At 46.5% G+C, this 26,213-nt stretch carries 20 protein-coding genes and 1 CRISPR repeat array; of the genes, 10 read left to right on the top strand and 10 right to left on the bottom strand.

The window, feature by feature from the left end; translation table 11 throughout:
- Nucleotides 1-222 precede the first annotated feature (222 nt).
- The 3 genes from OSC7112_RS20515 (at nt 223) to OSC7112_RS20505 (ending at nt 5,020) form a co-directional block, all read left to right on the top strand.
- Nucleotides 223-1,242 (top strand): ATP-binding SpoIIE family protein phosphatase, encoded by a 1,020-nt coding sequence (locus OSC7112_RS20515; RefSeq protein ID WP_015177702.1) that lies wholly within the window; start codon nt 223-225, stop codon nt 1,240-1,242.
- Nucleotides 1,239-2,822, top strand: a complete 1,584-nt coding sequence (locus tag OSC7112_RS20510; protein WP_015177701.1) for an ATP-binding protein — start codon at nt 1,239-1,241, stop codon at nt 2,820-2,822. Before OSC7112_RS20515 ends, OSC7112_RS20510 begins: the two co-directional genes overlap by 4 nt.
- Nucleotides 2,823-3,547: 725 nt before the next feature.
- Entirely contained in the window at nt 3,548-5,020 is a 1,473-nt protein-coding gene (locus tag OSC7112_RS20505) for an MBOAT family O-acyltransferase (protein ID WP_015177700.1), read from the top strand.
- Nucleotides 5,021-5,436: 416 nt separating this feature from the next.
- Here the strand turns inward: OSC7112_RS20505 and OSC7112_RS20500 are convergent, their stop codons facing one another.
- Complete coding sequence (locus OSC7112_RS20500; RefSeq protein ID WP_015177699.1) at nt 5,437-6,261, bottom strand: sulfurtransferase; 825 nt, start codon at nt 6,259-6,261, stop codon at nt 5,437-5,439.
- Between the two features lie 25 nt (nt 6,262-6,286).
- Complete coding sequence (locus OSC7112_RS39995) at nt 6,287-7,297, bottom strand: hypothetical protein (protein WP_015177698.1); 1,011 nt, start codon at nt 7,295-7,297, stop codon at nt 6,287-6,289.
- Between the two features lie 478 nt (nt 7,298-7,775).
- Between OSC7112_RS39995 and glmU the strand changes: the two genes are divergently transcribed.
- The gene (gene glmU / locus OSC7112_RS20490; RefSeq protein WP_015177697.1) at nt 7,776-9,164 is read left to right on the top strand and encodes a bifunctional UDP-N-acetylglucosamine diphosphorylase/glucosamine-1-phosphate N-acetyltransferase GlmU; all 1,389 of its coding nucleotides are present in this window, start codon (nt 7,776-7,778) and stop codon (nt 9,162-9,164) included.
- Nucleotides 9,165-9,344: 180 nt separating this feature from the next.
- Here the strand turns inward: glmU and OSC7112_RS20485 are convergent, their stop codons facing one another.
- Nucleotides 9,345-10,088 carry a hypothetical protein gene (locus OSC7112_RS20485; RefSeq protein ID WP_015177696.1) on the bottom strand — a complete coding sequence of 248 codons (744 nt, stop codon included), beginning with the start codon at nt 10,086-10,088 and terminating at the stop codon, nt 9,345-9,347.
- A 784-nt stretch (nt 10,089-10,872) separates the two neighbouring features.
- On the opposite strand from OSC7112_RS20485, the gene OSC7112_RS39990 reads away from it, so the two are divergent.
- Nucleotides 10,873-11,046, top strand: coding sequence for a hypothetical protein (locus OSC7112_RS39990; RefSeq protein WP_015177695.1), 174 nt, complete (start codon nt 10,873-10,875; stop codon nt 11,044-11,046).
- 472 nt (nt 11,047-11,518) lie between these two features.
- Here OSC7112_RS39990 and OSC7112_RS20475 read toward each other — a convergent pair whose 3' ends face one another.
- Both OSC7112_RS20475 and OSC7112_RS35990 read right to left on the bottom strand, forming a co-directional pair.
- Nucleotides 11,519-12,454 carry an isoaspartyl peptidase/L-asparaginase gene (locus tag OSC7112_RS20475; protein ID WP_015177694.1) on the bottom strand — a complete coding sequence of 312 codons (936 nt, stop codon included), beginning with the start codon at nt 12,452-12,454 and terminating at the stop codon, nt 11,519-11,521.
- Nucleotides 12,455-12,526: 72 nt separating this feature from the next.
- A complete protein-coding gene (locus OSC7112_RS35990; protein WP_006631540.1) occupies nt 12,527-12,682 on the bottom strand; it encodes a DUF2256 domain-containing protein in 156 nt (51 codons plus the stop codon).
- A 162-nt stretch (nt 12,683-12,844) separates the two neighbouring features.
- Between OSC7112_RS35990 and OSC7112_RS20470 the strand changes: the two genes are divergently transcribed.
- The 3 genes from OSC7112_RS20470 to OSC7112_RS20460 all read left to right on the top strand — a co-directional run bounded on the left by OSC7112_RS20470 (nt 12,845) and on the right by OSC7112_RS20460 (nt 15,982).
- Nucleotides 12,845-13,633 carry an RNA methyltransferase gene (locus OSC7112_RS20470; RefSeq protein WP_015177693.1) on the top strand — a complete coding sequence of 263 codons (789 nt, stop codon included), beginning with the start codon at nt 12,845-12,847 and terminating at the stop codon, nt 13,631-13,633.
- 262 nt (nt 13,634-13,895) lie between these two features.
- The gene (locus tag OSC7112_RS20465) at nt 13,896-15,521 is read left to right on the top strand and encodes a serine hydrolase (protein ID WP_015177692.1); all 1,626 of its coding nucleotides are present in this window, start codon (nt 13,896-13,898) and stop codon (nt 15,519-15,521) included.
- 65 nt (nt 15,522-15,586) lie between these two features.
- Nucleotides 15,587-15,982, top strand: a complete 396-nt coding sequence (locus OSC7112_RS20460; RefSeq protein ID WP_015177691.1) for a hypothetical protein — start codon at nt 15,587-15,589, stop codon at nt 15,980-15,982.
- A 133-nt stretch (nt 15,983-16,115) separates the two neighbouring features.
- A CRISPR array of direct repeats spans nt 16,116-19,133; the repeat unit is 37 nt; unit sequence GTTTCAATCCCTGATAGGGGTTTAGGTTGATTCCGGC.
- Between the two features lie 137 nt (nt 19,134-19,270).
- Here OSC7112_RS20460 and OSC7112_RS41860 read toward each other — a convergent pair.
- The 5 genes from OSC7112_RS41860 to OSC7112_RS20430 all read right to left on the bottom strand — a co-directional run bounded on the left by OSC7112_RS41860 (nt 19,271) and on the right by OSC7112_RS20430 (nt 24,539).
- Complete coding sequence (locus OSC7112_RS41860; RefSeq protein ID WP_263053536.1) at nt 19,271-19,399, bottom strand: hypothetical protein; 129 nt, start codon at nt 19,397-19,399, stop codon at nt 19,271-19,273.
- Nucleotides 19,400-19,543: 144 nt separating this feature from the next.
- Nucleotides 19,544-20,584, bottom strand: a complete 1,041-nt coding sequence (gene obgE / locus OSC7112_RS20450) for a GTPase ObgE (RefSeq protein WP_015177690.1) — start codon at nt 20,582-20,584, stop codon at nt 19,544-19,546.
- Nucleotides 20,585-21,131: 547 nt separating this feature from the next.
- Nucleotides 21,132-22,025 carry a Mo-dependent nitrogenase C-terminal domain-containing protein gene (locus OSC7112_RS20445; RefSeq protein WP_015177689.1) on the bottom strand — a complete coding sequence of 298 codons (894 nt, stop codon included), beginning with the start codon at nt 22,023-22,025 and terminating at the stop codon, nt 21,132-21,134.
- 416 nt (nt 22,026-22,441) lie between these two features.
- Nucleotides 22,442-23,515, bottom strand: a complete 1,074-nt coding sequence (locus tag OSC7112_RS20440; protein WP_015177688.1) for a class I SAM-dependent methyltransferase — start codon at nt 23,513-23,515, stop codon at nt 22,442-22,444.
- 712 nt (nt 23,516-24,227) lie between these two features.
- Nucleotides 24,228-24,539, bottom strand: coding sequence for a 30S ribosomal protein PSRP-3 (locus tag OSC7112_RS20430; RefSeq protein WP_263053625.1), 312 nt, complete (start codon nt 24,537-24,539; stop codon nt 24,228-24,230).
- Between the two features lie 176 nt (nt 24,540-24,715).
- Between OSC7112_RS20430 and OSC7112_RS20425 the strand changes: the two genes are divergently transcribed.
- Both OSC7112_RS20425 and OSC7112_RS20420 read left to right on the top strand, forming a co-directional pair.
- A complete protein-coding gene (locus OSC7112_RS20425) occupies nt 24,716-25,516 on the top strand; it encodes a TIGR01548 family HAD-type hydrolase (RefSeq protein WP_015177685.1) in 801 nt (266 codons plus the stop codon).
- Between the two features lie 359 nt (nt 25,517-25,875).
- Nucleotides 25,876-26,112, top strand: coding sequence for a hypothetical protein (locus OSC7112_RS20420; RefSeq protein WP_015177684.1), 237 nt, complete (start codon nt 25,876-25,878; stop codon nt 26,110-26,112).
- Nucleotides 26,113-26,213: the final 101 nt, after the last annotated feature.

Below are 26,213 nucleotides of genomic sequence, written 5' to 3'. Positions count from 1 at the left end.
GGTTCTCACGCGACGCGCTATAGGATTTGAGAGTTGAGATTTTAGATTAAAGCATTGGGAATGACTGATGACTATCGGGGTTTGGAGCTTGCGTATAGTTGCATTCTTTTTTAAATTGGTATAAAAAGCAACCACAAAAGCCAAGAAGTGATTCTGGGAATGCCAGCCCATACCCGGAGAGGGTTGGCGTGTGGAGGATTTCATGATGAGAGCTGATAAAAAATGATAGATGCCGTAGCCCTGCCCGTAACAGAAGAAAGTCAAGTGGGAGAAGCGCGCCGAATCGCAGTCGCCCTCGCGACCGCAGTTGGATTTAACGAGACCGATCGCGGTAAAGTGGCAATTGTTACCACCGAAGCAGCAAAAAACCTGGTCAAGCACGCCCGCGAAGGAGAACTTTTGCTGCGAACATTCAAAACAGCGGCAGGATATAGCATTGAAATAGTAGCGCTCGATAGGGGGCAGGGAATGGCAAATGTCGCGCTGTGTATGCGGGACGGTTTTTCTACAGCGGGAAGCCCTGGAACTGGACTGGGGGCAATTAAACGCCTCTCTACTTTTTTTGATATTCATTCTGTACCGAAACTGGGGACAGCCTTATTAGCGCGGCTGGAACCGACCCAAAATAGCCGGGAAGCATCCCAAAACAGCAATTACTTAGAATTAGGGGTTATCCACTTACCGAAAGCAGGAGAGCAAATTTGCGGGGATTCCTGGGCTGCGGAAAATCACCTTGACAAAAACCTGATTTTAGTTGCAGACGGGCTCGGCTACGGGGATTTGGCGGAGGAAGCGTCTGGCGAAGCAGTGCGGGTATTTGAGGAAAACGCCAAACTCGGGCCGAAAGCAATTTTAGAGAAGGCGCACGCTGCTTTAAAAAATACCAGAGGAGCGGCTGCGGCGATCGCCCAAATCGATCGTACCCAACAAACAGTTTGTTTTGCCGGAATTGGCAACATCAGCGGTGTAGTTGTCACAGATAACCAAAGCCGCAGCATGGTTTCCTACAACGGCACAGTTGGACATATGATGCGAAAAGTAGCAGAATTTGTCTATCCTTGGTCGCAGCAGTCCCTACTCATCATGCACTCCGACGGTTTGGCGGCGCAGTGGAATTTAAACCGCTATCCGGGTTTAGCCTCCAGACATCCTGCTTTAATCGCAGCCGTGCTCTACCGGGACTTCAAACGCACTCGCGATGACATGACAGTTATAGTAGCCAAGGTAAGAGAAGCAGCGTGAGTTACCCAATCCTGACGACGGAAGTCCGTTTTGAACAAGACATCGTACAAGTACGCCAAAGAGCTCGCCAAATTGCCGCATGGCTGGGATTCGATTCCCAAGTACAAACCCGCATCGCCACAGCAGTTTCCGAAATTGCCCGCAATGCTTTCAAATATGCAGGCGGCGGCAAAGTAGAATTCATTGTGGAAGGGGAATCGCCCCAAATTTTTCGGACTCGGATTTCCGACACGGGGCCGGGAATTGCTGATTTAGCGACTGTGTTAAGCCCCAATTTTCGATCGCAAACAGGCGCGGGACTCGGTTTAGCAGCAGCTAAACGGTTGATGGACGAAGTGCAAATCGACTCTCGGCCCGATCGCGGAACGGCTGTACAATTAATTAAACAGTTTTCCAAACATATGCCGGCGCTGAGTGCGATCGAACTAAATCAATTAGTTGACAAACTAGCGCGCCAAATTCCCGAAGATCCCTATGCTGAAATTCAGCAGCAAAATCAAGAATTACTGCGTACTTTAGACGAACTCCGCCAGCGTCAAGAAGAACTCGTACAATTAAATCAACAACTAGAAGATACCAATCGCGGAGTCCTGGCACTTTACGCTGAATTGAACGATAAGGCCGAATCTCTCCGGCGAGAGGGCGAACTCAAAACCAGCTTTCTCTCCAATATGAGCCACGAGTTTCGCACTCCGCTAACGGCAATTATGAGCCTTTCGGAAATATTGTTAAATCGCCTCGACGGAGAACTTTCATCCGAACAGGAAAAGCAAGTAAATTACATTTACAAAGCCGCCGAGTCTCTCGCAGAACTTGTCAACGACTCATTAGATTTAGCAAAAGTGGAAGCCGGAAAACTAACTGTTCGTTTGGCTGATTTTGAAGTCGAAGATTTGTTCAGCGCCCTGCGAGGAATGATGCGCCCCCTGCTTCCACCAAACTCTGCCGTTTCTCTAATTTTTGAAGATCCTCTCGAACTTCCAATCCTCACAACCGACGAGGGAAAAGTTTCTCAGATTTTGCGAAATCTGGTTTCTAATGCCCTCAAATTTACCGAAGCAGGTGAAGTTAGAGTTGCTGCGGAAATAGGAGATGAGGGAACAGTTACTTTTTCAGTAGCAGATACGGGCATCGGCATTCCCCCAGCCGACCAAAGGCGGATTTTTGAAGAATTTGTCCAAATAGAAAATCCCTTGCAGAAGGGCGTCAAAGGCACGGGATTGGGATTGTCTCTGTGCAAAAAACTGGCGGAATTTCTAGGGGGAAGCATTGAAATCACAAGTTCGCCCGGAGTGGGTTCGACTTTTTTTGTCACGCTGCCGATTCTGTATCCTGGAGAGGAAGAAAACCCTTTGGATATGTCCGCTGCTAAGGGAGATGAAATACCGCTGGCAAGCGCAAATTCTCGTAGCTTGCGGGGTTCCGGGCGATCGCCAGCGGCGGATTCAGCAGCAAAAGTTTTGATTGGGGAGGATGAAGATAGTTTTTCGGTATTTGCTGAAAAACTTGCTGGCAGAAAGTCATTGTACTGCGATATAAACCCCCACCGTGCTGCAAATTTGCGATCGGCGGCTCTTTGAGCAACCGATCGCAATTTTTATCGACATTACGATACCCGATCTGACCGAATTTGAGGTTTTTCAAGGGTTGAAATGCGATCGAACTACTTGTCAAATACCTGCTATCGTGATGAATTCAAAACATTTTGGGTTACATCACTTTTTTGCTGTGCGGGATGCTAAGGCTGCACGATAAAAAATATTATTCCGATGCGAAGGGAAACGATATCAGGAATTGTAGCTTTTGAGGAATGAAGTCCGATGCTGCGAACATAACCCTCTTCTGTAACTTTCGGTAGAGATTATTATCCTAATCCTATTCTAATTAAAGTAGGGTGCGTCGCCGCCAGAATTCTGATTATTTACGACTATCAATGAGCGACGCACCCTACCGCTATACTCTCGCCCGAAGTGACAAAAGAGAGATAATTATATTTTTTTCCACAGAATTTTATATTCTTCGTAAGAGAGCTAATTTAGAGCAGGCAAGATTTATTTGATTTGCAACAGAATTTAACCTTTGTGCTGTAAAATATAGCAGTTCTCAGTGGCCGACTATATAGTAGGGACTTACCGAGAGCCTGTTTTCGTGTAGGCGATCGGCTAAAATCCCTGATAAATCTCGTTCTTAGCAAAGTCTCGATTAATAAAAACAATGCAACAGCAGGCCCGCAACCCCAACCCATACAACATAAGCCCTTCCCAAATCTAAAATCTAAAATCTCAAATCTAAAATCTAAAATGGTATGACTTTCATCTCCCTTCAATATGCCCTGTTTCTGTTAGTTTTGTTCGCAGCTTACTGGTTGGTTCCGCTGCAGTGGTGGCGGCTGTTCATCATGTTGGCGGGTAGTTTAATATTTTACGCTTCGCTGCAAATTTGGTACATTCCTCTGCTGTTAGTCGGTGCTTTGTTTAATTATTACTTGGCGATGGCGATTGGGGAACCTCTGGATTGGCGGATTGCTAATGAATCTTGGAACCGCCGCCGTTTGTTGCTGCTGTGGATAGGCATCTGCCTGAATGTGTTGCTGCTTCTGGGCTTTAAGTATGTGCCTTTTTTATTGAGTTCGATCGGCACTTTGTTCAATTGGCATTTAGCTATCGACGGTGCTGGCTGGGTGAAAAGTCACGTCATCGCACCCCTGGGATTGAGTTTCTTTTGCTTTGAGTGCATTGCTTATTTGATTGACGTGTACCGAGGCGCGCCTGCTGCTACTTCGCTGCTGCACTTTGCTGCTTACAAGTTGTTTTTCGCGAAACTGATTTCCGGCCCGATTACTCGGTATCACAACTTGATCTATCAACTGAAAACCCAGCAATTTCCGACGCCCGATCGCATTTCTGAGGGACTTTGGACGATCGCCTTCGGTGCAGTAAAAAAAGGTCTTTTCGCAGATAACTTGGGAATTTATGTCGATTTAAGTTTTACCAACTTGCAGCGGGCGGGTAGCGAGGATTTGTGGCTGGCTATTTTTGCTTACGGGCTGCAACTTTATCTCGATTTTAGCGGCTATGTTGATATGGCGCGCGGTACTGCTTTGCTGCTGGGTTGGTATTTGCCGCCAAATTTTGATTTTCCTTATTTTAGTGCCAGCATAGCTGATTTTTGGCGACGCTGGCACATGACTTTAGGCGATTGGCTACGCAATTATTTGTATTTTCCTTTGGGGGGTTCGCGAGTCGGTTTGTGGCGCACTTGTCTCAATTTGTCGATCGTCATGTTAATTGCGGGAATTTGGCACGGGGCAGCTTGGGGATTTATTGTGTGGGGGGGTTTACACGGTTTAGCTTTGGCGGTTCACAGGCTGACTGATGTGCTGTTTAAGCGGTGGCGGATCGAGTTTTTGTGGGAAAATCCGATCGGTATTGCGATCGGTTGGCTGTTGACTCAGGCGATGGTTTTTGGTAGTTGGATATTTTTCCGCCTTCCCGATTTAAAGGATTCTGGATGGGCGATTTCGCATTTGTGGGGACACACTGCTGACGTGCAGTTTGCTGAGAAAGTTTATGTAGAAGCTTTGGGTTTGGAAAGAGTGCATTTAACTTGGATGTTGGTGGCTTTGGCTGCAGCGATGCTGGGGAATTATGCGTTGAGTCGGGGTTTGAAATTGGAGTTAAATTGGCCGCTGAAATTGGTGTTAGTGCCGCTTTGTTTGTATGCGGTTTGGGTGTTGGCTCCCGAAGGGGGTTTGCCTTATATTTATTTTGATTTTTAGGGTATTATTTAATTCGCCGTAAGGTGCACAGCGCGCACCTTACAACTACATTGATGTGCGCCGAAACTGACATCTTGCACCATTGTCCATTAGCCTTTTCTTGAGAAGGGTGCAAGATGCCAGTCGAAATGATTACCCGCTACCTATTGGTGTCAACTTAAGCTTTTAGTCCGCCCGTCCTCCCGCTGACCCAACAGTCCGCCAGGGAATAAATTCCCTGTCTCATAGCTAAAGTCCTCTCAAAGAGGACTGAAGAACTCATTAGTCCTCAAAGCGAGGACTTTCGCTTTGAGGCTCTTGTTTCAACGGCCGCCGGACTGAGGGTTTAACGTTAAGTTGACAGGAATGCCGGCTACCATACAACTTACAGTCAACAGTCAACAGTCAACAGTCCACAATCATCTCGCTCCTGCACCCTACAACTGATAAGAACACCAGTCACTCCAGCTACCGACATAAAGTTTAGCATCGGGAATTCCGGCGATTTCTAAAGACAGTAAATTAACGCAAGCCGTCACCCCGGAACCGCAATAAACAATAATTTCTTCAGCTTTTTCTAATTCTGTCCACCGCTGTTTTTGTTCGGATGCCGATCGCACTTTTCCAGTTTCATCCGTCACCCCTTGCCAAGGATAGTTAACCGCACCCGGAATGTGACCTGCAATGGGGTCGATCGGCTCCCGCAAACCTTCATATCTCTCGCTTTCTCGCGAATCAACCAAAACTTGTCCCGGCAAGTCTTTACGCTCTTTTACCGCCTCAATATCTACCGCCAAATCCTGCTGCAAGCGAGCAATAAATTTACCCTCGCGGGGGTCTGGCAAAATACTTGTTACCGGATAGCCCGCCGCTTTCCATGCGCTGAAACCGCCGTCTAACACAGCCACTTTGCTGTGTCCCATATATCGCAGCAGCCACCACAAACGAGCTGCAAAGGCCAGCCGCGAATCGTCATAGGCGACGACTAAAGTTTCAGGTGAATTAATGCCGATCGCGCTCAATTTATCAGCTAATTCTTCAATATTTGGCAGCGGATGTCTACCGCCGTGTTTGCCGACTGAACTGGCGAGATCGCGGTTTAAATCTAAATAGGAAGCTCCCGGAATGTGACTTTCTTGATATTGTTTTTGTCCCAATTCCGGGTCGGCCAGGGAAAAACGACAGTCAATGATTACAACTTGCGGATTGTCGGTATGGGTGGCCAACCATTCAGGAGAAACGATTAAAGTGTTGTCAGTCATAATTCTTCAAATCTATAGTTTAACATTATCTAGAAGGAGATTTTTTCTCTGGTTCTTCTTTTTTGTCGGAAGGAGATTTCTTAGAAGTTGCTTTCTCAGAAGCTCTATTTTCAGAATTGGATTTTTTAGGAGTTGCTTTTTCCGAAGTTTCTTTGGGCGAATTGGATTTTTTAGGAGTTGATTTTTCCGAAGGTAATTTTTCGGCTGGTGCGGGAGTTGGAGTTGGCAGAGGGGGAGTTACTGCGGCTTCTTGAGCGTAAAGCAGATATTTCTGATACTCGATTACTTTTGCTTGAGCTAGTTGATGGTTGGGGCTAGACACTGGTACTCTTCTCATTAATGAGACGGCTTCTTGCCAACGATCGGTAACTATCGTCCAATCTTCCTTGGTTTTTGCCACTCGCCCCAATTCTGCTGCTTTGAGCGCGCTGTTAACGGCTTCTCGAAAAGTATCTGGAGCAGTATCCGGTGGAGTTGCTAAATTTGCTGTTTCATCGGTATTATTCCCCGCATTTGCTGTCGGCTGGTTCAAAATTTTACCGACAAACGCCACCACCGCGATCGCCAACATACCCGTTACTAGCCCGACTACAATGAAAGTCGATCGCAGTCGGTTCTCAAATGCAGCAAGTTCCGGCGGTTTTTCCTGCTCAAAATTGTTCTCCATGCGATCGTCCATATTAGCAACAGCAGTATTTGGTACAGCTTCTCCTGCAAAGCTCTGTTGTTCAAAATTGCTGTTTTCCAAACTAAACTCTTGACTCCAAGCAGCAGCAATCTGACCGCTTTCTCGGCCCTCAACCTTCACTTTGCGAATCGAATCCGGCTGCAAATTCGTCAGCTCGGTGCGAACAAAATCAACTAAGGTATTTTCTATGGGTACCTGCTCGGCCTCAAGAATTACATCCAAACAGTCGCCGTCGAGATTTGCCGAGGCCGTGATGCCTTCAGATTGCAACTGGCTGTTTAGCCAAGATGCGATCGCAGTGGCGAGATTTCCCTGCTTGGCAAGTTCCTGAAAATTAAGCTCTGTCATAGCTGGACACCTGATAATGCAGAAGGTAGAAGGCAGAAGGAATGAACAAGTCAGAAATAGTTTTTTAAAGTTGAAAACAACCTAACTGAAATTCAACAAATAGTATAATGTATCGTGGCAAATCCCAGCCCTAAGATGCAAATTATCACTCTCGCTCCCCCTCCGAGCCCTTGGGAAAAGACTCGCAGTCCTTACTCCCAAACGAACTCAGGTTTGTAATGAGGAATGCAAGTTTTTTCGACCGGCCGCCAAATACTGCTGCTGCAACCAGGTTTTTGATACCGGGCGCGCCAGTCGAGATGTTGCAAGCATCGCGCCTACAACCAGCATCCGTCTGGAAAAAACCTCGATCGCGCGGATGCGAGATGAGAAAGTTTAGATGAAAAATTTGTGCGATCGCAGTGCCATCGGCGGACAGCGAGTGATATCATCATTTAGTCAATATTCAAGTTTTTATAGCAAATAACTCGATCTCACAATGGTAGCAATAGCAATTTTAGCGGCTGGACGCGGCACGCGCATGAAATCTGACTTGCCTAAAGTTCTACACGAATTGGGCGGTCGATCGCTAGTGGAGCGAGTCCTCCAAAGTTGTCAAGAAATTCAAATTACCAGGCGGCTTGTCATCGTCGGTTATCGAGGCGAACTCGTTAAAGAATCCCTGATTCGAGGTCAAGAAAAATCAGGGAAAAATCCTCAATCTCCTCCCCTAGAATTTGTCGAACAAACCGAACAATTGGGGACAGGTCATGCCATCCAACAATTGCTGCCTCACTTAGAGGGATTTAAAGGAGACTTGCTCGTCTTAAATGGGGATGTACCTTTGCTGAGGGCAGAAACTATCAAACAATTGATTGCCATTCACCAACAGCACCAAAACTCTGCTACTTTATTGACAGCTAATTTGCCTAATCCCCAAGGCTACGGGCGAGTATTTACCGACAGTCAAAACTTAGTCGAGCAAATTGTCGAAGACCGGGACTGCACACAAGCTCAAAAGCAAAATCACCGCATTAATGCAGGTGTTTACTGCTTTCACTGGCCGGATTTAGAGAAAATTTTGCCAGAATTGAAGGCAGATAATGACCAAAAAGAATATTATCTAACTGATACGGTAAATTTCCTCAGTCCGGTGATGGCGGTGGATGTGGAAGATTATCAAGAAATATTGGGAATTAACGATCGCAAACATTTAGCTACAGCTTGCGATATTTTGCAAACGCGGATCAAGGACAAGTGGATGACGGCGGGAGTGACGCTGCTAGATCCCAACAGCATCACCATCGACGATACCGTAGAGTTGCAGCCGGATGTGGTAATTGAACCGCAAACTCACTTGCGGGGAAACACTTCGATCGCCTCTGGGAGTCGCATCGGCCCCGGCAGTTTGATCGAAAACAGTCAGATTGCGGAAAATGTGACTGTGCTTTATTCGGTGGTTTCTGACAGTATGGTTGCTGAAAATTCGCGAATTGGCCCTTACGCACACTTGCGGGGACACGCAGAAGTTGGGGCGAACTGCCGCATCGGCAATTTTGTAGAATTGAAAAATACTCAACTAGGCGATCGAACTAATGTTGCTCACTTGTCTTATTTAGGCGACGCGACTTTGGGAGAAAAAGTCAACATCGGTGCTGGGACAATTACAGCGAATTATGACGGAAAAAACAAGCACAAAACTCAAATAGGCGATCGGAGTAAAACGGGTTCTAACAGCGTGCTGGTTGCACCGATAACTTTGGGGGAAAATGTTACTGTAGCGGCGGGTTCTGTGGTGACAGAAGATGTGCCGAATGACGGTTTAGTAATTGCCCGTTCCCGGCAAGTTGTCAAACCAGGTTGGAAGTTGAAAGAACCTAAAAAATGAACGATTGTTCGCTTTTTAGATGATGAGTTTCCACCCGCGAGTTTCGCACTTGATACCAAAGAAACCGGGTTTTTATAACGGAAGCGATGGCACTCTAGAAGAGATTTTGGTGAAAAACCCGGTTTCTGCGTAAGTCCGCAACCTTGAGAAATCGGGTTAATCGCGATCGGCTATTTTTGGTTATTTTTGCTGGTGCAGATAGTTGTTAATCGCTTTGGCGATTTTTGCTTGCTGGTATGGGTTCATCGTGCGGGGTAGGGAGATGCGAGAACCTCCACAAGCTAACAGTCTGACTTCGTACCAAATGTCATTACCCCGATCTTCTGTGCGATCGACTTCCACGCCATAAATCTCGCACAGAGAGTATTGAATTACTGTACTTGCCAACAAACCCCGCTGTTTAACAGTCAAGGTGTTTAAAGTTTCATCGAAGCTGTAGGTTTCATTATTTCTCAAGACGATCGCTGCGATTCCTGTGAGCAAAAATATGCCTCCTGTCCATCCCAACCAGCGCTCATCTTGGCTTAAGCGCAGCAATCGATTTTTTGCATTTTTAACAAAAAAATTGATGTCAGAAGCAACAGCATCTTGGGTTCCCCAATTAGGGGAGTTAGCAGTGAAAGGAACATTGCCAACAGAAGTCAAAAGTACAACTCTGGTTTTATAGCCGCATCTTTCAACTTTAGCTCCCCGCAAAGAAGCAAGCTCAATTTCTTTGATATTCGACCCCAGTAAATTCGATCGCACAATCTGGCACTTTCCTTGTTTTGCCTGCAATCGCTGGCAGCTCAGACTTGCTGCATGATAGTCAAAAGTCAGCGATATCAGTCCAAATATCATGAATAAACAACTAGGGAACCAAAAATCAAATATACTTTGAGTCTGAATGATTAATTCACTTGCTGTTTGCTTGATTATTTTCATTTATCTCACCTTTTTATTCCAAAAATGAGGCTACAGATCGACTTCCTGACCCGGATGAGCCGAATTATTAACTTATATATTATTTGAAGTCGTCCTTTGCCATGACCCCTTTTATTTTGTTAATAGATTAGCACTAAAATGTCTGGCCGACAATCAAGGTCGCGAGTTTACCAGTGGCTGAGTTTAAGATAGCTTTCCGTTATTTAAAGTAGATGAATCTTAAAAATATATTAATTATGTTATGGGAATGAAACGTTAGCTTCGCCCTCCGTAGGAATGCAATCACCCAGGTGAGTATAGGTTTACATTTTGTTACACTATCGGGTTTATGTGCGCCTACCTAATTATCGTTAAGCTAATCGGCATTTAAATTACATGGTCAGTCGATTTGAGATTTGAGATTTGAGATTTGAGATTTACCCCACAGATAAATCTGGAAGCTTGAACTAGGGTCGAAAATTTTGATCTTTCCACGACAGGAGTACGTGGCACGGTATCCGTTTTTGGGCTGGGTCAAATAAACTTTCACTCTTGTGGGGAGTAGTGGTTGGGCCCGAAAGCCCGCCCTCAACACAAAATTTAAATGCACAACAGCTTAGTTATGGATTTGGGCGATTCCCTAGGGGAAAGCTAGAGTTCACGGATTTGCAGGGCAAATACATGGGAGCATCTCCATGAAAGCAGCCCTCCGCTAGAAATTGGAGTTTTGAGGAAAGAGTCAGAAGGAAAGAGTCAGAATGAAGGAACCAGAAGCAGTGTTTTTACAAATATGAGATGCTCCCCAATGCAACTGCCCGAAGAAAGAAATCGTGCATTGAAACAGAAGCGTCTGGCAGAACAAAAACAGAAAATTGTTAGTGGCACAGAGCAAATTGCTCAGGGAAAAGTAACTAATGGTGAATCAAGTGTTCCTAAATTGCCTGAAAAAAATCGCTCAATTTCTGAGTCTAAGGAATGAGGAAATGGCATTGCAGTTTCCCTAGCCCAAAAGAATCAATCTTTTTCGATGAAAGATGTAAGCATTGCCAGAGTAATTCTAGGAAAACGGCACGGCGCCGTGTCCTGATTGTGGGTAATAAGCTGTCGCGCATTTAAATTGTATATTCAGGGCGGGCGGGACACCCCACAAAACTTTAATTTTTTTTTGACAGACAATTTAAATGCCGCAACAGCTTATCCTGTCCGGTCGATGCCCTCCGCTTCGCTTCGCCCGAAATCAGGTGGCGGCGGATAAACCTGCCAATATCTGCCAACAATCTCCAATCTCAAAAAACCGCCCGGCCGGGATATTACGGTCAATCGATCGGACGAGATATAATATCAATTATGATGCGATTAAATTTGATATAAAACTAACGCGGAGCGAGATACCCGACTTTTTGAACAAGTCGGGTATCTCGCTCCGCAGACTGACAATTTCTAGATCCTTTTTAAGCAATAAAAATTAACGTTCCCTTGCTCATTTCCAAAGTATCGCCCATTTCCATACCGTTGTGAAAAGCACCCAAAATCACCTCGCTAGTTTTGCCGAAAGCGATCGCCCCGCTAGCATCAATTCCAATTGCGCCAAAATCCCGTTGACGTTCGTCAGCTTCAGTAAAAGAACGCTCAAAAGCAGCTTTCAAACTCAAACCATCCGTTACCCGAATCACAATTCGCGCTGCCAAACACTCGTCCATAATGTGCTCGCCAATCCCGGTACAGCTTACCGCCGCACTTTGGGCCGCGTAATTTCCCGCCGGCATCGCCGAGTCGCTAACCCGCCCGATGCGCTCAAAACCCTTGCCACCAGTCGAAGTCCCAGCAGCCAAGCGTCCGTGCACATCCAAAGCTACGACTCCGATCGTACCCATACCGGCCGGTTCGGCAACCACGTCAGCCATTGCTTTGCTAAAATTGCCTTGGCGTTCCTGCATCCACTCGTGCAAGCGCAAATCCGTCATCGGATCGTAAATCGGCAATTGAAGTTCTCGCAGCAATTCCGCCGAACCAAAATCAGAGAGAACTCGATCGTCCGAATGCTGCAAAAATTGAGCAAGTTCGATCGGATGTTGAACGCGAGAAACATTAATCGCCCCGCTGAAACGCTGCATCAAACCGTCCATCAGCGAAGCACTCATCCGAATTTGACCGTCCGACTGCACTACAGAACCAGTACCGGCATTGAATCGCGGGTCATCTTCCAATAATTGGCAGCCCCGCACCACTGCATCTACGGCACTTGCGCCGTCTTTCAGCAGCGGATAAACTTCCTCCAAAACATCGTAAAGCGATTTCCGCACCGCCTCAATTCCGCCTTTACTGTGTAGAGAACTGCCGGCACCGCCGTGAATAACTAGCTTTGGTTGCACTTGTTGCGATGCCATAATTTATAACCTAATAACCTAAAATTTTTCCTTTGCAATCTTAGCTTTGTTCGAGCAACTTGCCCTAAATTCTTAATCTTGAGCCGCCAAACGGCGGCGGCGACAACGTTCGGAACAGTATTTTACCTCATCCCAGCAGTCCGCCCATTTTTTGCGCCAAGTAAAAGGTCGATCGCACACCGGGCACATTTTTGTCGGCAAATCAGATTTCGATCGTTGCTTAGCCATGCTAATTTGGAAAGTACATTACTAACTCACATTTTGTACCATTTTTATGAACAGGCTTTTCGGCCTGTTCCACAAGATTCAATTTGTTGTCGAACAGGCCGAAAAGCCTGTTGCTGAGGAAACGAAACCAACCAATTTCAGCTAAAAATCTCCCCAAATTAAATGCTCGAAACGGCCGGCGCCAACATCCGAATAGTCTTAGTCGAACCTGCAGGCCCATTGAATGTCGGTTCTGTTGCCCGCGTCATGAAAAATATGGGTTTGCACCAATTAGTTTTGGTAAATCCCCAATGCGATCATTTAGGGGAAGAAGCCCGACTGATGGCTGTTCGCGCCGCCGACATATTGGAAACGGCTAAAGTAGTCGAGAGTTTGCCCGCTGCTTTGGTTGGGTGCGTCAGAGCGATCGCAACTACAGGAGATGATAGTCGATCGTTGCCAACACAACTAGAAGAACCCGCAGAGGCTTTGCCTTGGCTCCTAGAAGCCCCCAGCGCCCTCATTTTCGGCCGAGAAGACTGCGGCTTGACCAATGCCGAATTAAACCGCGCTCAACGCCTGATCCGCATTCCCACCAGCGATGCCTACACTTCCCTAAATCTCGCGCAAGCCGTCGCTATCTGCTGTTACGAACTATACAAGTCAGTTGTCAGTTGTCAGTTGTCAGTTGTCAGCGGCCAGAAGGAATCGGCTCCCTTGGAACATTTAGAGGGATATTACCGGCAACTAGAAACGCTGTTACTCAAAATAGGATATTTGCAGCAGCACACAGCAGCAAGCCGGATGGAAAAATTTCGGCGTTTGTACAACAGGGCCTATCCGACAGTGGATGAAGTCGCCATGCTGCGGGGCGTCCTCCGCCAAACAGAATGGGCAATCAAAACTTACCCGCGAGAGACAAATTCTGATACTCTGGATGGGGCGTTACCGGAAAATCAAACGGATAGCTAGCAGAAATGCTGATAATTGGGGATGTGAGATTGAGGATTTTTTTCACAGAGAACTTTCCTGCACCCACTTGTCACTTTCGTAACAGGGTTTCTTGACTAAAAACCTAAGCTTTGCGATAATTTGCGAGCAATAAACCCGGTTGCTGATACCATGCAGCGTCTGGGGTAAATCTAAAATCTAAAATCTAAAATCTAAAATTGATTGGCTGGCAAGCTGAAAAATCTTAAACTTGAACTTTACATTAGTGATGAAGGAGTAAGACGTGGCAGAGCGGTTTCCCAAAGGATCGATATTATCGGTGATATCCTCGTCGATATCCTCTCCCAACTCCGGCTCAAAGCAGCCTAAGTCCGGCAAAGCAAGTCAGTCTGGCAACTCGGGCCGCCGCCGTCCTCCCCAACCGCAAAACGGCAATTCAGAAATTCGATCGCCCGAACCTGCGACTTTGCCACTGCAACAGGGTCGCGGCAGCAGAATTGGAGCCAATTCTCCCACATCTTCGGAAGAATTTACTACACAAGACTTTTTATCCGATCCCCGATCGGCAATTAACCCCAGAAAACCCAGAACCAGCAAAACTCCGCAGTCGAAGACTCGCCAACCGCGCAAAAAAGGTCTCGCTGCTGTCGATATGTTCGAGTTTCCGGACCCGACTCTGGAGCGGGAAAATGTGAGTTCGATCGCCAGCAATCCCAACAGCCAGCTCCCAACTGCCACTCCCCCTGCAACCCGTGGAAGTCGTCCCAGTTCCCCCCCAGTTCGCATTCCAGACACGGTAATCCCCCCAGATGCCAAAAAACCCCCCGTGCCTCAACCGCGCCCGCAAGCGAGTCAGAGACCGGGCAAACGACCGGCACCTCGAAGCGTGCCGCCGTTGGTGTACGCTACTCGCTTGCTGATTTTGGGAGTTGGGATGGCGGTGATTTGCGGTACGCTGCTGTCGGTGGTAAATGCCGTCAGTCGAGCATCCACTGTAGCGCCAGAAGAACAAACCACCGCAGGGCAGAAAAACCCAGCCGATAGCGCATCTGCGGCATCCGCAACCCCAGAAGTGCTGCAACTCAATCAAGAATTAGGAGCTTTGAAAACGCAAGTTCAGGTTTTAGCAACAGAAAATCCTAGTTTGACAGCCGGAATATTTCTAGTCGATTTAGATACTGGAAGCTACCTAAATTTTAATGGCGATACTGCTTTTGCTTCAGCTAGCACAATTAAAGTGCCAATTTTAGTAGCTTTTTTCCAAGCAGTAGATGAGGGCAAAGTGCAGTTAGATCAGATGCTGACGCTGAAGCCCGAACACATTGTCGGCGGTTCTGGGGAGATGCAAGACGACTCTCCGGGTAAGAAGTATTCGGCTTTGGAAGTTGCCCAAAAGATGATTGTTGTCAGCGACAATACGGCAACAAATATGATGATTGAGTTGTTGGGAGGTGCTGAGGTTTTGAATCAGCATTTTGCAAATTGGGGTTTGAGTACCACAGTTCTGCGTAATAAGTTGCCCGATTTGGAGGGAACTAATACTACCAGTCCGAAGGATTTGATTAATATCATAGCCCAGGTCGATCGGGGTAATTTGGTATCGGTGAAATCGCGCGATCGCATTTTGCAAATCATGCGCCAAACTAGAAATGATTCTTTGCTGCCGAAAGGTTTAGGCGAAGGTTCAGTTATTGCTCACAAAACCGGCAACATTAATACAATGCTTGCGGATGCGGGGATGGTGGATTTGCCGAACGGTAAGCGTTATTTGGTGGCGGTGATGGTGAAGCATCCGCCGGAAACCGAGAAGCCAGCTCAAGCATTGATTCGGGAGATTTCTCGAATGAGTTACCGCTATTTGAACGGTGGGGAAACCCCAGCCGATTCACAAGTGAAAATTAAAAATTGAAAATTCAACCGGGTTTTTTCGGGCAAGTGTTGTAGACTTTATCAAACTATAAATCAGTTTGTATTATGAAACTATACATTCGACTTGCTTGTCTGGTAGCGCTCTCAACTTTAGCTGTGGGAGTCTCCCCCGCCTCGAGCAATCCTGCTCCTGAATATCAGACCGACGGCGTGACAGTGATTAACAATAATATCCAACTCAATCGGGCAAAAAACTTAGCCCGTCAAGCAGCAGAAGTTGCCAACGGGGGTTTAGGCAACTATCGAGCTGAAGCTTCTATGCACGGTACTTCTAAGGAATCGCCGTTTGTTGACAATGGCGATGGAACTTGGACTTTTACTTTTAAGGGTTACAAGCCTGGTTCGTCTGTCTATACTGTAGAAACTGTTGTTACGGTTTCCCAAGATGGCAGAATCAGAGTTGATTACAACGGGCGAATTCGCAACTCAAACCCACTTTAACAATACTTCCGACTTACTCACCTGTGCTCAGAAATCGGGTTTTTCACGAAATACTTTGTTACAGCCCCAGAAACCGTAAAAAACCCGGTTTCTTGGTGTTGATGCGTCCAGGACTTCCTGAATACTTCCGAAAGTTTCAATCCCTGATAGGAATTTACGTTGATTCCGGCGCTCGCTGGCGGGCTTCATTGTCAATCGCAAGGAGTTTCAATCCCTGATAGGGATTTAGGTTAATTTCGGCGATTTAGGAATGCTACGGGAATCACTGATATACAGGTTTCAATCCCTGATAGGGATTTAGGTTGATTTCGGCGAAGCCTGTTCTGATGAGACTTCATCAGCAATTACTGGTTTCAATCCCTGATAGGGGTTTAGGTTGATTTCGGCAAACGTATTTGCAACTCTGGCAAAACTACGGACAAGTTTCAATCCCTGATAGGGGTTTAGGTTGATTCCGGCGATTAGCAAGGAAGTTGAATTGTATTTGTCGATGTGTGGTTTCAATCCCTGATAGGGGTTTAGGTTGATTCCGGCCCCTAATCCCTTCGATAGAACTGAGAATCCACCTGTTTCAATCCCTGATAGGGGTTTAGGTTGATTCCGGCTGAAAACCGAAAGGGCGGGGAATAACCCCAAACAGGATAAGTTTCAATCCCTGATAGGGGTTTAGGTTGATTCCGGCGTGGATTGAGAGAAGCTGGAAGGTTAACAATTTTCGTTTCAATCCCTGATAGGGGTTTAGGTTGATTCCGGCAGACAGTACGGCAATAAGCTCAACGCACTCAAGAAAGTTTCAATCCCTGATAGGGGTTTAGGTTGATTCCGGCGATCGCCCGCTGACGAACAAATCGAAGTTGTGGAGTTTCAATCCCTGATAGGGGTTTAGGTTGATTCCGGCCTGCTTCCCGTGGGGTAAATCGAATTGCGGGCGATCGGTAGTTTCAATCCCTGATAGGGGTTTAGGTTGATTCCGGCTAACAGGTTCCGGCGGCGTTTCCTTTTTAAGTTCTTCTGTTTCAATCCCTGATAGGGGTTTAGGTTGATTCCGGCTCGACTTGTTGAAAATAACGGAAACCGAGATATAGAGTTTCAATCCCTGATAGGGGTTTAGGTTGATTCCGGCTAATCGGATTTGTTCACTCTCTAAAAATCATCTTGTTTCAATCCCTGATAGGGGTTTAGGTTGATTCCGGCTAATAAGATCGGTCGCTATTTGTTCCGGCTGCTGATGTTTCAATCCCTGATAGGGGTTTAGGTTGATTCCGGCGTTCCTTTAAGATTGGAAGCCGGAAAGCTTGGCTTGTTTCAATCCCTGATAGGGGTTTAGGTTGATTCCGGCACTAGCAGACCGACTAGTACACCGACGATTAGCGTTTCAATCCCTGATAGGGGTTTAGGTTGATTCCGGCTTGTGGTGGCGGTGGTATTCAAGGAGTTACTTGTAGTATTGGGTTTCAATCCCTGATAGGGGTTTAGGTTGATTCCGGCAGTCCAAATCATCCGTCAATCAATCGATTTGTGTTTCAATCCCTGATAGGGGTTTAGGTTGATTCCGGCAACAATCACGATTCTTTGATATATCGTACATAAGTTTCAATCCCTGATAGGGGTTTAGGTTGATTCCGGCACAGGAGAGTCAAGATTCCTGGGGCAGAAAACTAGTTTCAATCCCTGATAGGGGTTTAGGTTGATTCCGGCACAGGAGAGTCAAGCCACAAGGAGACAAAGTAAGTTTCAATCCCTGATAGGGGTTTAGGTTGATTCCGGCAAGGGTGCAAGGTACTTTGACAAAGCTAATCAGAGTTTCAATCCCTGATAGGGGTTTAGGTTGATTCCGGCTAGGGGAGAGATTATTCTCGCTCCCATAAATCCGAACGTTTCAATCCCTGATAGGGGTTTAGGTTGATTCCGGCACAACTTTTTGTCAAATGTGCGATCGTTTTTGTAAGTTTCAATCCCTGATAGGGGTTTAGGTTGATTCCGGCTATTTGGTCTGATAAATTGCGGAATGACCAACTAATATTTAAAGTTTCAATCCCTGATAGGGGTTTAGGTTGATTCCGGCTTAGCCCCGATGGGGTTCATGGTTACTCTGAGAGTTTTAGTTTCAATCCCTGATAGGGGTTTAGGTTGATTCCGGCGATAAATTGCGGAATGACCAACTAATATTTAAAGTTTCAATCCCTGATAGGGGTTTAGGTTGATTCCGGCAAGCAACCAGAATCCCAGGCGAACAATAAAGGTGAAGTTTCAATCCCTGATAGGGGTTTAGGTTGATTCCGGCTCATCTACATCGTCCAATTGTTCGTAGCTAATCGGTTTCAATCCCTGATAGGGGTTTAGGTTGATTCCGGCCAGGGTGAGAGGCGTAGATTCCCCGGACACCAAAGAGTTTCAATCCCTGATAGGGGTTTAGGTTGATTCCGGCACAATGTCCCGCCTAATAAGGCAGCCATCGTGAGTTTCAATCCCTGATAGGGGTTTAGGTTGATTCCGGCCTGATTTGCTCGGTAAATTGCTTTTAAAGATTTCTCGTTTCAATCCCTGATAGGGGTTTAGGTTGATTCCGGCTCTCGCAAATGTACAATCACACGAGAAAGGCGTTTCAATCCCTGATAGGGGTTTAGGTTGATTCCGGCGGAACCGCCCGACGATGACGAGGAAAGGGAGTTGTTTCAATCCCTGATAGGGGTTTAGGTTGATTCCGGCTGAGAGGAGCAATGTAAAATGCCTAGCGCCCCCTTGTTTCAATCCCTGATAGGGGTTTAGGTTGATTCCGGCGAATCCAACCGCGCTCGCGGTATCCGAAAGCGAACCGGTCAAAGTTTCAATCCCTGATAGGGGTTTAGGTTGATTCCGGCATAAAAATTATTCACTTGCAGCAGCCGCATTAGCTCTGTTTCAATCCCTGATAGGGGTTTAGGTTGATTCCGGCTTGATGCTGCTGTTAATTTGATGTTGCGCGATTTTAGGTTTCAATCCCTGATAGGGGTTTAGGTTGATTCCGGCAAAGAAAGGAGCCATAAGCGCCCAAGGCTGTTCCAGTTTCAATCCCTGATAGGGGTTTAGGTTGATTCCGGCTCACGCTAGCTCTCGTTCTCAGCGTCACGCTCCGTTTCAATCCCTGATAGGGGTTTAGGTTGATTCCGGCCGCCCGTGCCAGAAGCATTACAGTATGTAGTTTTCAAGGTACAGTTCCGTCAAGCATCCAAAAAATATCATTTCAGCCACCGCCCTGTCAAGAGACAAAATTTTCAACAACCATCAAAGCTATACACAGCAATTATTTCAGCGTTTCCGTGAATCGATTTTTTCAGCGTTGAGGCTCAAACCCTTGCCACACAAGCCATACAGCCGAAAGATTTGACCGAGAATTTCAAAGGTGGTATCCGCCACGCGATCGATCCGTGGAATCAATCCCAAATCTCAAATCGAAAATCCTCAAGAAAGAGCATTTATCCGTGGGGTCAATCTAAAATCTAAAATCTCAAATCTAAAATCGATTGACCTCCTCAAAAAAACACCTACCGATTCACGGAAATTGCAGGAACCGGAAAGCGATTAAACACTCGCGACTGCTAACTGTTCCGCCGCCTCTTTTTCGTTCATCTCGTCGAGTTTTTGCCAAACTTGCTGCATCAATTCATCCAATCCAAGTCTACTAACGGCGGAAATCAACAAAACAGGAGCGCCACTAATTTCTTTAAGTCGGCTGATTAAATTAGCGATTTCTTCGCTTTCGAGATCGATCGCATCTACCTTATTAAAAGCCAAAATCTGCGGTTTATCGGCTAAACCACGCCTGTAAGCCTTTAATTCTTCCTGAATTGTGACGTAATTGGCGATCGGATCTTCATCGGTAATATCGATCAGATGCAGCAGCAACCGAGTTCGTTCAATGTGCCGCAAAAACTCGTAACCCAAACCCGCGCCTTCGTGCGCCCCTTCAATCAATCCCGGAATATCAGCAAAAACAGTACCGTCGCCGGTCGGTTTTCTGACTACGCCCAAATTCGGGACTAAAGTTGTAAACGGATAATCTGCTATCTTGGGGCGCGCCGCAGACAAAGCTGAAATTAAGGTGGATTTGCCAGCATTAGGCATCCCGAGAATTCCGACTTCAGCTAATAGCTTCAATTCCAAACGCAAAAATTTGTGTTCTCCTTCTTTTCCCGGCATCGCATAATCTGGAGCGCGGTTGGAATTAGTCAGAAAACACTTGTTTCCCAAACCGCCTTTGCCGCCTTTTGCCACGCAAAAAGTCTGTCCGGGCGTTACTAAATCTGCTAAGATTGCCTGAGTTTCCGCGTCGTAAACTACTGTACCGCAGGGAACTTCGATCGTGCGATCGTCCCCGGAAGCCCCCGTCATATTCTTCGGCGCGCCGCGCTTCCCGTCTTCGGCTTTAAAAATCCGGTTGTACTGAAAATCCAGCAGCGTTTGCAGGCTTTCCACCGCTACCATAAACACAGAACCGCCCCGCCCGCCGGTGCCACCGCTGGGCCCGCCCGCCGGTACATACTTTTCTCTGCGAAAAGCTACCATACCGTCGCCGCCTTTGCCGGCTGCGACTTGAATATCTGCTCGATCGATAAATTGCATATTTTAGTCAGTAGTCAATTGTCAGTTGTCATCGATCAATTGTCAGTTGTCATCGGTCAATTGTCAGTAGTTATTATGATACCCGATCCAAGTACCATATTTCTCTTTTTCTTTAGTCCGAGTCGGCGGACGACAGCCAAGTTTAGTCGCGATTTACACTGGTCGTAAAATTATAATTATACCAATTTTTAAAAGTAGTGGAGAGCGATAGATTGTACGCGAGCATTTTTAGAGAAACGGCACTGCCGTCTCCGGCTCCTCAATCTGCGATTTTTAATAATTTGTATCAGCTTGAGGATAGTACCAAAACTTTTTTTGAAGTAGTATTATCAAAGCAGATTTGATATTAGCAATACTTACCCACAAAAACTGAATAAACCGGGTTTTTCTACTGGCTTTTTCTACTAGCGGGGATGGGTGTAACGATGTTTTGTCCTAGAAAAACCCGGTTTTTGCATTGGGGACTAATTAGTAGTCATTGGTTAATAGTTACAGTCATGAATCCCAGATTTCACAAGAATGAAAACTGACTAATGACTGCTGACTGCTAACAATAGGACGATACATCTTCCTTACATTCATCTGCCAAATAGCAGAGAGCTCGAAAGCGCATCCCGACTAACTGTTCGTAAAGCGGGTTAATCTGGCACATCGCCGGAATGTGGACGATTTTGTGACCAAATAACACGACATCTCGCTCAAACGGACACTGGGGCGGAATAATTTTACAGACAAAGTGTGCCAATTTTGGGTCGTGAATTTCCCAGCCGTCAAGCCAGTCTTTGACGGGTTGCAGGACATTTTTGTGGTGAGGTTTAGGTAGCCGAGATGAAAGCGGTGTTCCGGCGGCGGGGACGACATTCGCATCAAAGACTATTTGGCTGCTGGGCCCCTGCGGATTGCACTTGCTGTCTTCGATGGTGTGTCGCAGAGCTTCGATCGCGTCTACATTGTGTCCCAAGGCTGTGCAAAACTTAGAGATTACCTCGTCTTCGCTGAGCGAGTAGGTACCGTCTGCCAAAGCTACCATGACTGCTGTCCTCAAAAAATCCTCGCCTTTGGCGGTGTCTTTTCCTAACACAGCGGCTAATTCCTCTGGGGCAATAGGTTCAAAACCCTCTTCAAAAGATACCGGGTGTAGTTCATCCTGAGTTAGATTTGCAATCATTTTTTGCTCGTCTTCGTCAAAGTTGCCGTCGGCCCAAGCAATTGTCAGCAATCCCCGCAGCCAAGCAGTAATCTCTTCATTGGTGCAGGAAGATTTAGCGTTACTCATTAGCATTTCCACTTGGATGTACCAGTCAATTTGTTCGTTTACAGCGGATTCAATATTCCCCTCCCAATAATTTTTACTGGTTTTGTGGTCGATGGATGATCTATTTGTGGAAGGTTTGTGCCCGAAGATTGCCCCAAACGCTTGTAGTGGACGTGTTAAAAGCATATTTGTTTCTCAGCAGCATCGCTGACTAGCGAGCTAATCTATTGGCTACTCCTATTCCCTAAAAAGTCATCTATCGGGAGGAATAGGTTTGTTGAATTCATCTTAATTCTAGTTGCACTCACGGAGATGGCGATCGAATTTTATGCAAGGTCGATTGCCATTAGCCACCCTATTTTTCGCAAGAAATAAAGGGTTGGCAAGCGTCGGATCTAATCAGACACTGGGTTTGTCACCCAGGGGCGATCGAACTTCGCTGTCTTTACATTTTAATATATATTTTTGTAAATCTTTGTGTCCAGGCTGGACAATATTAACAGCAAGCCGGATTTAAGCTGTTGAAATAAAAATATCTGAGGAAACTGTTATGCCTGTTAACAGTTGTGATTGCTGTGTCCGCCTAGAAATGACAAAAATTTTTAACTTCGGCGGCACAAAATCCAGCGCAATTCCATTGGCGGGCGTGCGTTTGCCATCGGGAAGACATCTCGACCGGTGGCCCAACTGGAAAACCAGGGCGTCGGCGGCCAGGCTCCTTCCGGCAGGTGGTGGCGTTCGTATTCAAACACCAATTCGTCTGATATTTGGACTAAGGGCAACCCTTCCATTGCGGTGGCGAGTTCTTGGGGCGTAAATAAAGTAGACCAGGAGAGTTGGGCAACTTGTCGCACCAGGGCATCTGGCTGGTAGTCGCCGACGGTTAAAAACGTGCTGAACAGCAACAGACCTCCGGGAGACAGGGAATCGCACATTTTAGCGAGGAAAAGCCGTACTTGATCGCTGTCTCGAAAATGTGAGATGACTTCGGCGGCAACTGCCAACTGGTAGCGGGCCGGTTTCATCCGCATTAAGGGGTCGAGCACGTCGCCTTCAGTCACTGTGACGGGAAGGTTTTCGGCTGTTACTGCCGCTTTCAATTGTTCTGCAAAAGCGGGAGTTAGTTCGATCGCATCCACAGAATAGCCCAATCTCGCCAGGGGCAAGGTATTGCGGCCGGTACCGGCCCCCACGTCCAATATCCGCACTCGATCGGGCGTGCCCAATTTAGCAGCCGTTGTCATCAATTTTGCATCTGGATGAGAACCGAAAAGCGGAGGTTCTCTGGTGTCTACCCAGCTTTTGTACTGTTCTCCAACTGTTGAGGTAGTAACAATCACTTTGCAAGCTAAACCGGTTTGCGGCGGCTGCACTGATTCGTATTGCAGGATCAGCATCGATGCTGTGGAGGTGCGGTAGCCTTGTTCTAACTTGGTGGCTAAAAGCTTGCTGAGCTCGTCTCTGCGGTCTTCTGGCAGGGGTCTGTCGAGAGTGCTAAATAGCTTTTCTATGGACTTGAGATAGTGGCTTAGCATTCCCGGTATGCAGGGAAAGACTAATTCTCCGCGAGCGTTTATGCGAGTATTAATTTTGTAGAGGATAGCTTGCTGGAGAATGTCGGGATTTACTACCAGCGGTAGCTTTTCGGTCTGGTCGATCGTACTTTCGGCGCCCATAAATTCCGCGAAGAGGTGATTAGCTGTTAGCTGTTAGCTGTTAGTTATTTGTTATTTGTTATTTGTTATAGCAATCCTCGCATCATTTGCATAATTATTGTAGGGGCAATCCCACGCCCGGTTGCCCGATAGATAGGGGGTAGGCACGGGGGCACTACCCCTACAAATTTATCTGAATCATTTAGGATTGCTATATTTGTTATAACTCACATCTTGCACCCTTTTCAAGAACAGGCTTTTCGGCCTGTTCCACACCGAGTAGATTTTCTGCTTGTGGAACGGGCCGAAAAGCCCGTTCAAAAGGCTTATTGACAAGGGTATATTTCAGTTATAACTTACATCTTGCATCCTTTTCAATAACAGGCTTTTCGGCCTGTTCCACAAAGAGGGAATTTTCTCGCTTCACAGGCCGAAAAGCCTGTTCGTAAAAAGCTATAAGCAGCGCGTCAAACCACTTTTCGCGTAAGTATTAATTATCAAAAAAATGCCGATTTTAGAGCTTTATTTTCAATAAATCTCAAATCGACCGAGCCCAAAACGCGAGTAGGTTCCCAAATCGGAGTTACTATCGAGATAATCTGTAGCGCATTCATATTGTACGTTTCACGGCGAGGTGGAAAAAGCGTCAAATCCTCTCGCCTTCTCCCCTCTCTCTCCTTCCCCTCGTCAGCCATAACAGGCAATGTATGTGGGTAGCAAATTAAAGCTGGGCTTAGTTGCTGCCGGTAAAAGTAACTTGGGGGAATTTTGACTGAGCTTCAGTCATCGGGCGCCGTCTGCCTTCCTCTTGCCAGTAGTTGATTACTTCTGTGGCTTGGTTGAGGATTTCGACGCGATCGTTGTCAGCAATCCAGTGTTTGGCTTCGAGTTCGTTTTTGAGGTCTTCCCACGCATCTTTGCGGGGCCAGAAAAAGTAGGATGTCAGCGGGCTAGTTCCTTTGCCGACAACTTGGTCAACGGCGAGGGCAACATTCTCTTCTAGCCAGAGAACTTTTAAGATGAACTTGGACAAGCAAACCTCCAGGGTTCCGATCGAACTTGTTAAAAATTTCTACAATCGCTAAGCGTAGCACACTTGTTCGATAATTGGTCATAGGCCATGAAAAGTTTTGTGGCGCGGCTGCTTTTAGCGCTACTCAGGGGCTGGGAACAGATAAAATTTGGGTTCTCACCCGCCCTAGGTACAAGGATGGTTAAGTTGTGAACAGAGTTATTGTAGTTTTTGACATTGACGGTGTGGTGCGGGATGTTTCGGGTTCTTACCGGCGGGCGATCGCCGATGCGGTGGAACATTTCACGGCGGGTGCTTTTCGTCCGAATTCTCTCGATATCGACTCTCTGAAGTCGGAGGGAGTGTGGAATAATGACTGGCAGGCGTCTTTCGAGTTAGTTTGCCGTTATTTTGAGGGGATTGGGCGATCGAGAAACCAACTCGCTCTCAACTATGACGAATTAGTGGCTTTTTTCCAAAGTCGCTATCGCGGGCCCGATGAGAAAAATTGGACTGGTTACATTTGTACCGAACCGCTGTTGTTAAGTCCGGCTTACCTGGAAAATTTAACGGTTGGGGGGATTGTTTGGGGCTTTTTTAGCGGGGCGATGCGGGATGAAGCTGCTTATGTTTTGTCAGGGAAACTGAGTTTAAATTCCCCGGTGTTGGTGGCGATGGAAGATGCACCGGGAAAACCCGATCCGGCTGGACTTTTCGCGGCAATTGAACAGTTGGAAAACCTGCACGGTTTAGAAAAAAATTTGCCCGTGATTTATGCGGGAGATACTGTTGCGGATATTTACACGGTTGGGAAGGCGCGGGAAGTGCAACCAAATCGGGTTTGGCTGGGGGCGGGAATTTTGCCGCCTCATGTTTTGGATGATGCTGTGCGCTGCGAGGCTTATGCTGCGGTGCTGGAAAATGCGGGTGCAGCAGCGGTTTTCAGGAATGTCGAGGAGTTGACGGCTGCGCGGATTTGGGAATTAGTTCTGTTGACGGTTGACTGTTGACGGTTGACGGTTGACGGTTGACGGTTGACTGATCACAATCTAAAATCTAAAATCTAAAATCGATTGACTGTTGACGGGCGGGTCAAAACAATGAAAATTGCGCTCCTGATTTGTTGGCAGCTTGATTCGACTTTGTGCCTGACGATGAAGCGCGGATTTGATATCATTCCGGCAGCAGGTTGGAATTGATATTATTGACCAACAAATGTAATTTTGTTAAATAATTTTGCACCTTATTCTATTGACAAGTAAATGTAGTTTTGTTACATTTATTTGTCAATTTTTGCATCTTTGAGTTGACAATATCTGCTGCGGCGGCTTAGTACAGAGTAGAGGTCAAGTTCTAGGAGAATGCAACTATGTTAGTTTCGCGATCGAGTGATAAACAACCTACGCCGGAAGAAACTCGGCAACTAGAAAAGCTCCAAGTCCAAATCGAGCGAGCTGTTGCTGACGGCAAGATATCTAAGCAAGAAATGGAAGACATCAATAGAGCGATTTGGGCTGACGGAAAAGTTACTGTTGAAGAACTGGAAATGTACAGAATGTTGGTGACAGATAGGATTGTTTCTGGAGATGTGGAATACGAGTTTTGAGAATAAAGAAGTTTTGGCAACGAGCGGTGTACTGGTGAATATTGAGGAAAGAAGAAACAGGTAAGAAGAGTTAGAATTGTTCTTCAATAGTTTATTTCTTG

This window comes from Oscillatoria nigro-viridis PCC 7112, from assembly GCF_000317475.1.
Lineage (GTDB): Bacteria > Cyanobacteriota > Cyanobacteriia > Cyanobacteriales > Microcoleaceae > Microcoleus > Microcoleus nigroviridis.
The sequence above is the reverse complement of the archived record's forward strand: the minus strand, read 5'-3'. Positions and strand labels throughout refer to the sequence as shown.